A 10,226-nucleotide genomic window follows, 5' to 3' on the forward strand; every position below is an offset into this window, starting at 1 on the left:
AAAGTAAAAATTAAAGTATTATTTGAGAATAAAGAGAACGGATGTGGTAATGCTGGAATCATTACGATAACCCAGAAAGAAACTCCAAGGCCGAATAAGATTACATATACCCTGTGTGATGAAGATTTAGACGGAGATTATAATGACGTTTTACTTAAAGATTTAGACGAATTGGTAATAACAAAATCGCCACAACAAGAAATAACTTATTATCGAAGCAAATCTGAGGCTTTAGATGTACAAGGTACAAGCGCCAAACCTATAGATAAAAACAGTTATTTTATCGTAGATTTTAACAAACCGTTATATGTACGAGTGTTGAATCAAGTGAGTGGATGTATTGGAATTAATGAAGTATGGTTTAAAAAGAATTCGGAAAATGTACCGATACAAAAAGAAGTAAAATTAGCGGTTAAATGTGATGATTCAAGTGATGATTCAAAAGAAATATACGATTTACATGAAGCCGAAGCCCTCATAGGTAATTATCCATCGGGAAGTTATCGCTATTATAGGAATGAGGCGGATGCGAAAGAATCCTTTAAAAACGAAGCGCAAGGAATATATAAACATTTGACAGAGCCGGAAATATCCAATTATATCAATAGAGAATTATATAAAGAAGGATTATATATAGTAGATGAAATTTATGTAAGAGTAAAAGATAAAGACGGGAAATATTGTGATGATGTATCGAAAGTAAAACTATATTTATATCCGTATTTAAAAGTACAAAAAGATGAGCCTGTACTCTGCGAATATGAACCGGAGGGAGTCAAAAGTAGAGTAGATTTATGGAACTCCATCTATCCGATGTTATCGCAGAACGGAGATAAATCACGAATAGATAGCTTTTTAGAAAAAATGAGGATTATCTATCAAGATAGTAAGGGAGTTGAGATTGGAAGAGTAGAAGATACCTCAGGAGCGATACCGAGCACGTTAAGCAACTATGAACCGCCGGCAGGAGAGTCGAAAGTAAAAATTAAAGTATTATTTGAGAATAAAGAGAACGGATGTGGTAATGCTGGAATCATTACGATAACCCAGAAAGAAACTCCAAGGCCTGTACTATCTCCGCAATTTGTATGTGATGGAGATAATAATGGAATATATGACGACTTATTGTTAAAAGATTTAGATCCTAAAATAAAAGATAAAGAAGGTCATGATTATTTAAATAATTCCAATTATGAAATAACTTATCATGAGGGACTTTCAAAAGCATTGAAAGGAACAGAAAGTATAGATAAAAATACTTATTTTACTTTGTCCGATAATATTTACATTAGAATTAAAAACATACATACCGAATGTATAGGTATTACTAAAATTGAATTTGAAACTAATAATCCGGCAGAAATTAAAGATACAACTTTATATGCTTGTGATGAGGATAAAGACGGGTATGCATATTTTCAATTACCTTTAGTAGAAAGCTTGTTTAAAGTAAAACCAGATACAAGAGTACGTTATTATAGAACGGAAAAGGATGCAAATAATGCCTTAAAAGACCTGGCAATGGGTATTCCTTCTAAGGAAATACTAGAGCCGGAATTATCTAATTATAAAAGTAATAAAGGATATATCTATGTAAGGGTTGATGATATTTCTGAGGATTTTTGTCCTTCTGTAGCAAAAGTAGAGCTAATACCTTATATTTCTCCTACCCCTCCTAATGAAGTGGTATATGTCTGTCCAAGATACTCCACTACCTTAGATGCCGGAGATGATGGCTATACGCAGATCCGTTGGTTCTTTAATGGAAAATTAGTCGGAAATGGTCGTTATCTTGAAAATGTTAGAGATATAGGTGTTTATACAGTAGAACTTACCAAGCTTCTAAACTATAATATCTCTTGTACCACTACACATCAGATTGAAGTTAAACTATTGGAAGAACCTGTGATTGTAGAATTGCAACAAGGAAAAGATTATATTACTGTTATAGCTAAAGGACCTGCTCCTTTAGAATATTCGATAGATAAAGTAAAATGGCAAAGAAATAATACATTTACTAATCTGAAACAAGGCATTTATACCTTTTATGTGCGATCTGTGGCAAACAACTGTGATGCATTAACATCGAAAGGGATTATATTCGGGATTAATAATGTAATTACACCTAATGGCGATAACTATAACGATGTTTGGAGAGTGTGTGGATTGGATTTATTTAATGGAGGAGTTTCCCATGTTAAAATTTTTGACAGATATGGTAAGCAAGTGTTCGAACAAAGTTCCAATACGTGTTTCCTATGGGATGGTAAGCATTTAGGCAGAAATTTGCCAACATCTTCTTATTGGTATATAATAACTATTGCTGATGGGCGCGAGTTTACAGGTTGGATTATGTTGAGGAATTATAACGAATCAGATAGATAATATGATTAGCAATGTAAATAAAAAGACATTCATTTTCGAATGTCTTTTTTGTTATAAAAAAAGCCGACTGGTTATAGTCGACTTTAATACAAAAGATAAATTAGGACAACAACTTCCTAACAGTTTCTGAAATTATTTTTCCTTCAGACTTTCCTTGCAATTTTTTAGAAGCAATACCCATGACTTTTCCTAAATCTTTAATATCCTGGGCACCTGTCTCTTTAATAATTTCTTTGAGTTCATTCTCTAATTCTTCAGGGGTAAGTTGTGCAGGAAGAAATTTCTCAATAACTTTTGCTTGGGCCAATTCATTTTCAGCCAATTCATTCCTGTTATTTGCAATAAATTGCTCATAAGCTTCCTTTCTCTGCTTAACTAATCTTTGTAATAAAGCTATTTCTTGATCAGAAGAAATATTTTCAGTCTTGCCGTCAGTTTTAAGTAATAATAATTGAGATTTAATAGCTCGTAAAGATTCTAAAGCTATTTTATCTTTATCTTTCATAGCGACCTTCATCGCATCCATTATTTGGGTTTCTAAGCTCATATCATCTTTTTATAAGTTATGGACTAATCTACATTGTCATGGAAAAAATTATTAGGACGAATTTGAACTTCATTAGATTTTTTATTGAAGAACATATCCGAGTTTTGATTATAATCATTAGTATCATCTAAATTAATACCTTGTCTTTTATAAGCAGGAACTCTTTCAACTTCATCAACATTTTGTTTAGATAATCCTTGAAATTTACTATTCAATTTTTTTAGTCTTTCTCTTCTTTCCTGAATTTTTTTCTCCATAAGTTCATTTAGAGATTCTGAAGAATAATTTTTATCTTCAATAACGGTTTTATCTTCGGTTAAGTTCGAAATCTTTTCCTCAGGAAGCTGAATCTTATTTTGATTGATATCAATTTCTCCAAAGTCAGTTTGTAAAGTTACTTTTTGGGTAAAATCATCAGCCTCATCTAAAGTGAATATGGTTGATTGATTGACAGGAGGCTCCTGTAACTTATCCTCACGAACTTCTTGGTAACTATTTTCTGAGTTAGAAAATAGAGTTGATTCGTTATTTTTGGAAAGATTAGTAATATCTTTTTTAATAATATTTATTTCTTCATCGATATAAAAAGAAGGAGCTGTAGGATCTTGTCTGTTTGATATACCAAAAGTTGTTACTTCATCCTCATCTTCAAGTGTTATTATCTTTTGGGCTACTTTTTCTTCCGTTTTTTCCTGATTATAATTTTCTTTATTTGAAGGAGAGATAACTCTAGGCTCATCGTTTCCATTATCTTTTTGACTTTGAGAAATGGTTGAATTTCTAATTCCAACATGCAGAGTACCGGATGAAGGAAAATCATCGGTTAAAGTATGTACGATCTTTTCTCTTTCCTTTCCGCTATTTCTTTCGTCGTCTACAGGAAATCCGGTAGCAATAACCGTAACGCTTATATTTTCTCCTAAACTTTCATCTTCACCGATACCCATAATGATATTTGTATTATTGCCTGCTTCAGATTGAATATGATCGTTTATAATACCTATTTCATCTACAGTGATTTCTTCTTCTCCCGAAACAATAAGTAACAATACATTTTTAGCACCCGTAATTTTATTATCATTAAGCAAAGGAGAATCCAATGCGGTCATAATAGCATCTTGAGCTTTATTAGGTCCTGAGGCTATAGAAGATCCCATTATTGCTGTACCGCTGTCTGCCAATACGGTTTTAGCATCACGTAAATCTATGTTTATCGAGTAATTTTTTGTAATTACCTCTGCAATCCCTTTTGCTGCAGTGCTGAGTACCTCATTTGATTTAGAAAAACCAGATTTATAACCTAAATTACCATAAAGCTCTCGAAGTTTATCATTTTTTACAACGATTAAAGAATCTACGTTTTTTCTAATTTTTTCAAGTCCCTTTTCCGCTTGCTCCAGTCTGATTTTACCTTCAAATGAAAATGGAATAGTTACTATACCTACAGTTAATATGCCCATTTCTTTTGCAATGCCGGAAATAATGGGTGCTGCACCAGTACCTGTTCCACCTCCCATTCCTGCAGTAATAAAAACCATTTTGGTTTCTTCTCCTAAAGCATTTTTAATATCATCGATACTTTCAAGAGCAGCTTGTTCTCCGATTTCTGGATTTGCTCCTGCACCCAATCCTTCTGTAATTGTATTTCCTAATTGAATTTTGTTAGGAATAGGATTGTTTATTAATGCCTGTGCATCCGTGTTGCAAATTATAAAATCAACACCAGTTATGCCTTGATCATACATATAACCAACAGCATTATTACCTCCACCTCCAACACCAATAACCTTGATCGCAGAAGTTTTATTTTTGGGCAGCTCAAAAAATAGCTTATTGTTTTCTGTATTATCCATCTTATTTAAATAATTTACTCTGTGTCATTAATATATTTAATAAATTTTTCTTGAAAAGCTGCGAATATGGATTTCTTCTTTTTCTTTTCTTCTTTCAATTTTTTTTCAATATTATTATTTATTGTACTATTTGAAATTTTCTTTTCCTCAAGAGATTCAGAAGTGTTTTCATTAGGTTGAATATTTTTCTGCTCTTGTTTAAACTTATTTTTCTTTAGATCAAGATTATTAAGTCCCGTCATCAATAGTCCGATAGCTGTAGCATATTCCGGACTTGCGAGTTCTTCCGGTTGTCCACTTGCAAGATGTTCATTGCAAAAACCTATCCGAACATCCATTCCGGTAGTATATTCTGTTAATTGTCTTAAATGTTTTAATTTAGAGCCACCTCCGGTCATTACAATTCCTGCAATTAATTTTTTCTTTTGCTCTTCACAGCCATAATTTTTTAATTCAATATAGGCTAAAGAAATAATTTCTTCTACTCTAGCGTGAATGATTTGGGATAATTTTTTTACCGTAATTTCTTTAGGTTCTCTCCCATGTAATCCTGGTATGCTTATGACCTCAATTTCTTTATTTTCAGAAGGCCAAGCAGACCCGTGTTTAACTTTTAAAATTTCAGCTTGTCTTTCAATGATGGAGCAACCTGATTTAATATCATCTGTAATAACATTGCCTCCAAAAGGTATCACTGCCGTATGACGTATAATATTATCTTTAAAAACAGCAATATCTGTAGTACCACCTCCTATGTCTATCAAAGCTACTCCTGCTTCTTTCTCTTCTTGACTCAATACAGCATCGGATGAAGCAAGAGGCTCGAGCGTTATTCCTACTAAGTTCAATCCTGCTTCTTTAACGCATCTAGCAATATTTCTTATTAAGGAAATTTGTCCAACTACTACATGAAAGTTGGCTTCCAGACGACTTCCATGAAAGCCGCGTGGTTCAATAATTTCAGATTGAGAATCTACTTTGTAATCCTGAGGGAGAACATGTATTATTTCCTCTCCTGGAAGCATAACAAGCTTATGTACTTGATCTTTTAAATTCTCAATATCTCTATCATCAATAACATCTTCAAAATTGGGTCTCGAAATATAATCACTATGCTGAAGACTTCTAATATGTTGACCTGCGATTCCTACAGTCACATCGGTAATTTTGTAGTTAGCAGCCTTTTCAGCCTCAGAAATTGCCTTTTTAATTGAATCAATAGTCTGAGTAATGTTATTTACCACACCTCGATGAACTCCTAAACTTTTAGCTCTGCCCATTCCCAGAATGACCAATTTTCCATGCTCATTCCTTTGACCTACTATAGCAACAATCTTTGTTGTTCCTATGTCCAAACCTACTGCAATATTGTTATTGTTCATATTTATCTTTTTGTTGCAACTATTTGATTGTCATATTTTAAACTTATTTTTTTATACACTCCAAAACCTACATAATCTAAATATTGTCTGTAAAATTCTTTTAAATTAGTAAGCTTTTGATGATTATTTTTTAATTCTCCATATTCAATATATACTCCCGGTATATTTAAAAGAAAATTATAACAATTTTTTTTGTCTTTTACAATACTTACAATATGGTTTTTTAATGTATCATCTTCTGCAATTAATTGAGTTAATTTTACTAAATTATTAAATTCTTTATTTTCTATTTCCCCGGTTGCAATTAAACAAGGTAATGAAAAGTTTCTAGATAAAGGAAATTTACTTCCGGATTTATCCAAATAAAATTCTTCATTAGAGGTTTTTACTCGAACTACAGGAATTTTTTGATCAATATTTATATTAATAGAACCATTTAAATCAATATATACGTTACTATTAGAAATAAATGGATTTGAATCTAAATTACTTTCCGTTTTTGAAATGTTTATATCTTTTATTTTAATAGCATTTTTTCCGTTTTCTGAAGATAGATTTACTATATCTTTGACCATAGTATTAGTAATAAAATGTATATAATCAGAATTTTCAATATGAATTTTTACTGTATCTATATTTCTATCGTTATGTCTTCGTACAGCGAAGTTCATTAGAAACCCTAATACTATTATCAATGAAAATATTTTTATAAATCTATATTTTAATTTCATTAAGCCAATTAATTATAGGATCATGTAAAGTATCAATATTAACGGCTCCTATAGTAAGAAGCACATCAAAATCTTTTGTCTTAATAGTATTTAAAACATTGTCTATCGAGCTTATCTCTTTATTATCTAATTCAATTTTTTCAGCAAGCCATTCCGAGGTAACTCCCTCAATAGGAATTTCTCTTGCAGGATAAATGTCTAACAGAATTAGTTGGTCTGTTTTACTAAGACTACTAGCAAAATCTTCAGCAAAATCTTTTGTTCTAGAATAGAGATGAGGTTGAAAAACAGTCAGTAATTTTTTTGAAGGATACATATTTCTAATAGTATCAATTACTGCGTTTATCTCAGTCGGATGATGTGCATAATCATCAATATATATTGTATCGTTCTCGAAAATATGCTGGTTGAATCTTCGTAAAACTCCTTTAAATTCAGCTAATGCTTTACGTAAAATATCGGGTTCAATACCTAGTTTTAAACCGATTGCTAAGGCGGCTATTGCATTTTCTACATTATGCTTTCCCGGAATAGGCAGTTTGAAATCTTTTATAGTTTGTTTAGGAGTTATTAAATCAAATTTAAAACTTCCGTTGATAATTTGAATATTTTCAGCATAATAATCAGCCTTTTCCTGCGCGGAATAAGTTAAATGTTTTGCCCGGATGGGTAACCCCTTTTTTACTACTAAGAATCCATCTTCTGGAATCAATGCTGCGAACTTATTATAGGAATCTATAATATTTTCTTTATTTCCATATATATCTAGGTGATCGGAGTCTGTTGAGGTTATAGTCGCCATATTGGGTGATAAGGCAAGAAAAGATCTATCGAATTCGTCTGCTTCAACAATAGAAATTTCAGCTCCATTATAAATAAAATTAGAATTATAATTTGCTGAAATGCCGCCGAGAAAAGCAGTCGAAGGTAGATTTGCATACTTACATATATGCCCCAATAGGGTAGAGGTGGTTGTTTTTCCATGAGTTCCTGCTATGGCTAAACATAAAGTACTTCTGGTAATTTCTCCTAAAACTTGTGATCTTTTTAAGAGAGTAAAGTTTTTTTCAATAAAATAATTTTTAATTTTTAAATCTTCCGGTATAGCCGGTGTATATATAATTAATGTATTTCCCGCTGAAATATCTTTTGGAAGTAATGAAATTGAATCTTCATACAGAATAGGTATATTTTCATTTTCTAGGCTATGAGTTAGCTTAGTACTTGTTTTATCATATCCATATACATTTGAGTTGGAAAACTTAAAATAGCGTGCTAAGGCACTCATTCCAATTCCTCCAATTCCTATAAAATAATAGTTTTTATATGTGTGAATGTCTGTCATTAATTATTCAAAATTTAATTCTTTTAATATATGAGAAACAATTTCTTCAGTAGCATTAGGTTTGGCCATTTTTAAAATATTTTCACCTAACAATTCTCTTTCATTGGCATTGCTAATGAGATTTTGAATTTCTTCTAATAATTTACTTGAAACATCAGAATCTTTTACCATTTTTGCTGCTTTATAATTAACCAATTGCAGAGCATTTTTAGTCTGATGATCTTCTGCAGCATAGGGAAAAGGTATGAGTATAGTAGGTTTCCCGGCTAAAGTTAATTCGGATATAGCTATGGCTCCAGCTCTCGAAATAATTATATCAGCAGCAGCATAAGCTAGAGACATATTTTTAATAAACTCAGTTATTTGTATGTTGGGATGTTTTAACTCAGAATTATTTATAATATCAGAGTAATCCGATTTACCGGTTTGCCATAAAATTTGTATATCAGAATCAGCAATTATTTTTGAGTTATTTTTCCAAAAATTATTTATAGTCCTAGAACCTAAAGATCCACCTATTGATAATATAACCAATTTAGAAAAATCTAATTTTAATTCTTTCTTTGCTTGTTCTTGTGAAACTTTATTATTGAATAGTGATTTTCTAACAGGATTTCCTGTAAAGTGTATTTTTTCTTTTGGAAAAAACGTATCCATACTATCATAGGCAACAAATATTCCCTTTGTTTTGTTTGCAAGTTTCTTATTGGTTATCCCTGGAAAGGAATTTTGCTCCTGTATAAAAGTAGGAATATTTGTATTTGCAGCTACGTACAAAGCTGGTCCGGATGCATATCCTCCTGTGCCTATAGCAGCATCGGGTTTAAAAGATTTAATAATTTTTCGTGATTTTATGATACTTGAAAAAACCTTAAAAGGAAATTTTAGGTTGGCAAGCATAGAAGATCTTGAAATTCCTGAAATCCATAATCCTTCGATTTTATAACCAGCTTGAGGTACTTTTTCCATCTCCATTTTATCTTCCGATCCTATAAAAAGAAATTCTGCATTGGGTAAGCGACGTTTTATTTCATCTGCAATGGCTATTGCGGGGAAAATATGTCCTCCAGTACCTCCACCACTAAGTAAGAATCTAGGCGATTTCATAATTTACATCTTCTTTTTTATTATTTTCTTTAATATTTTCTTCAGGAATCATATCACGACTTACACTGATAATAATTCCTAAAGCCATATAGGTTACCCACATGGAGGTTCCGCCATAGCTTAGTATGGGTAATGGCTGGCCAGTTACAGGAATTAAGTTTACCGCAACAGCCATATTTGAAAATGCCTGAAATATAATAGGCAATCCAATTCCTACTACTAACAGGGTGCCGAATATATTTTCCACTTTTGTAGCAATAACTATTATTCTCCATAGTATAAGTAAGTAAAGGAAAAAGCATGTAATAGCACCCATAATACCATATTCTTCAACTATAATGGCAAAAATAAAGTCTGAGGACGATTGAGGTAAAGATTGCTTAAATGCACTTTTTCCCGGACCTCTAGCTATTATACCGCCTTGAACTATTGCCGCTTTTGCTTGTTGTACTTGATAGCTTTCTTCTCCTTCTCCTCCAGCAAAGTTCTCAATTCTGCTTTTCCAGGTATGAACCCTATGACCAGGAAACATATCAGGAAATTTTAGCATGATTGTTATAAAGAGAATAGCCACAATTATACCAACTCCAATTATAGAAAGTAATATTTTCATTGGATACCCCCCGATAAATAATAAAGCCAACACCATCAAAAAGATTAAAATTCCAGTGGATCCGTTTGCCGGAAATATTAATCCCACTACTAGGAATATAGGTAAAAGTATTGGTACAAAACTGTTATTAAAAGTTATTTCTCTATCTTTATTTCTATCCAGATATCTGGCAACATATATATTTAATATTAATGCAGCGAAAACAGAAGTTTGAAAAGCAAATGGCACTCCTGGAAGTTTTAGCCATCGAGAAGCATTTGCTC

Annotated in this window: 8 protein-coding genes; 1 reads left to right on the plus strand and 7 read right to left on the minus strand. The window is 31.9% G+C overall.

Features of this window, described 5'->3' with window-relative positions:
- On the plus strand, positions 1 to 2,385 hold a 2,385-nt coding region (locus M3Z80_RS07625), incomplete at its 5' end, for a T9SS type B sorting domain-containing protein (protein WP_293918948.1).
- A 100-nt stretch (positions 2,386 to 2,485) separates the two neighbouring features.
- Here M3Z80_RS07625 and M3Z80_RS07630 read toward each other — a convergent pair.
- The 7 genes from M3Z80_RS07630 to M3Z80_RS07660 all read right to left on the minus strand — a co-directional run.
- Positions 2,486 to 2,932 (minus strand): GatB/YqeY domain-containing protein, encoded by a 447-nt coding sequence (locus M3Z80_RS07630; RefSeq protein ID WP_293918949.1) that lies wholly within the window; start codon positions 2,930 to 2,932, stop codon positions 2,486 to 2,488.
- A gap of 23 nt (positions 2,933 to 2,955) precedes the next feature.
- Positions 2,956 to 4,785: a cell division protein FtsZ gene (gene ftsZ, locus M3Z80_RS07635; RefSeq protein ID WP_293918950.1), complete on the minus strand. Its 1,830-nt coding sequence runs from the start codon at positions 4,783 to 4,785 to the stop codon at positions 2,956 to 2,958.
- A 14-nt stretch (positions 4,786 to 4,799) separates the two neighbouring features.
- Positions 4,800 to 6,167: a cell division protein FtsA gene (gene ftsA, locus M3Z80_RS07640; protein WP_293918951.1), complete on the minus strand. Its 1,368-nt coding sequence runs from the start codon at positions 6,165 to 6,167 to the stop codon at positions 4,800 to 4,802.
- A gap of 2 nt (positions 6,168 to 6,169) precedes the next feature.
- Positions 6,170 to 6,862 (minus strand): cell division protein FtsQ/DivIB, encoded by a 693-nt coding sequence (locus tag M3Z80_RS07645; RefSeq protein WP_293918952.1) that lies wholly within the window; start codon positions 6,860 to 6,862, stop codon positions 6,170 to 6,172.
- Positions 6,863 to 6,881: 19 nt separating this feature from the next.
- A complete protein-coding gene (murC, locus tag M3Z80_RS07650) occupies positions 6,882 to 8,243 on the minus strand; it encodes a UDP-N-acetylmuramate--L-alanine ligase (protein WP_293918953.1) in 1,362 nt (453 codons plus the stop codon).
- 3 nt (positions 8,244 to 8,246) lie between these two features.
- On the minus strand, positions 8,247 to 9,350 hold the full coding sequence (gene murG, locus M3Z80_RS07655; protein ID WP_293918954.1) for an undecaprenyldiphospho-muramoylpentapeptide beta-N-acetylglucosaminyltransferase: 1,104 nt from the start codon (positions 9,348 to 9,350) through the stop codon (positions 8,247 to 8,249).
- On the minus strand, positions 9,337 to 10,226 hold an 890-nt coding region (locus M3Z80_RS07660), incomplete at its 5' end, for an FtsW/RodA/SpoVE family cell cycle protein (RefSeq protein WP_293918955.1). The genes M3Z80_RS07660 and murG, both read right to left, overlap by 14 nt.

Origin of the sequence: Apibacter sp. (assembly GCF_025291155.1) — a bacterium.
Classification (GTDB): domain Bacteria; phylum Bacteroidota; class Bacteroidia; order Flavobacteriales; family Weeksellaceae; genus Apibacter.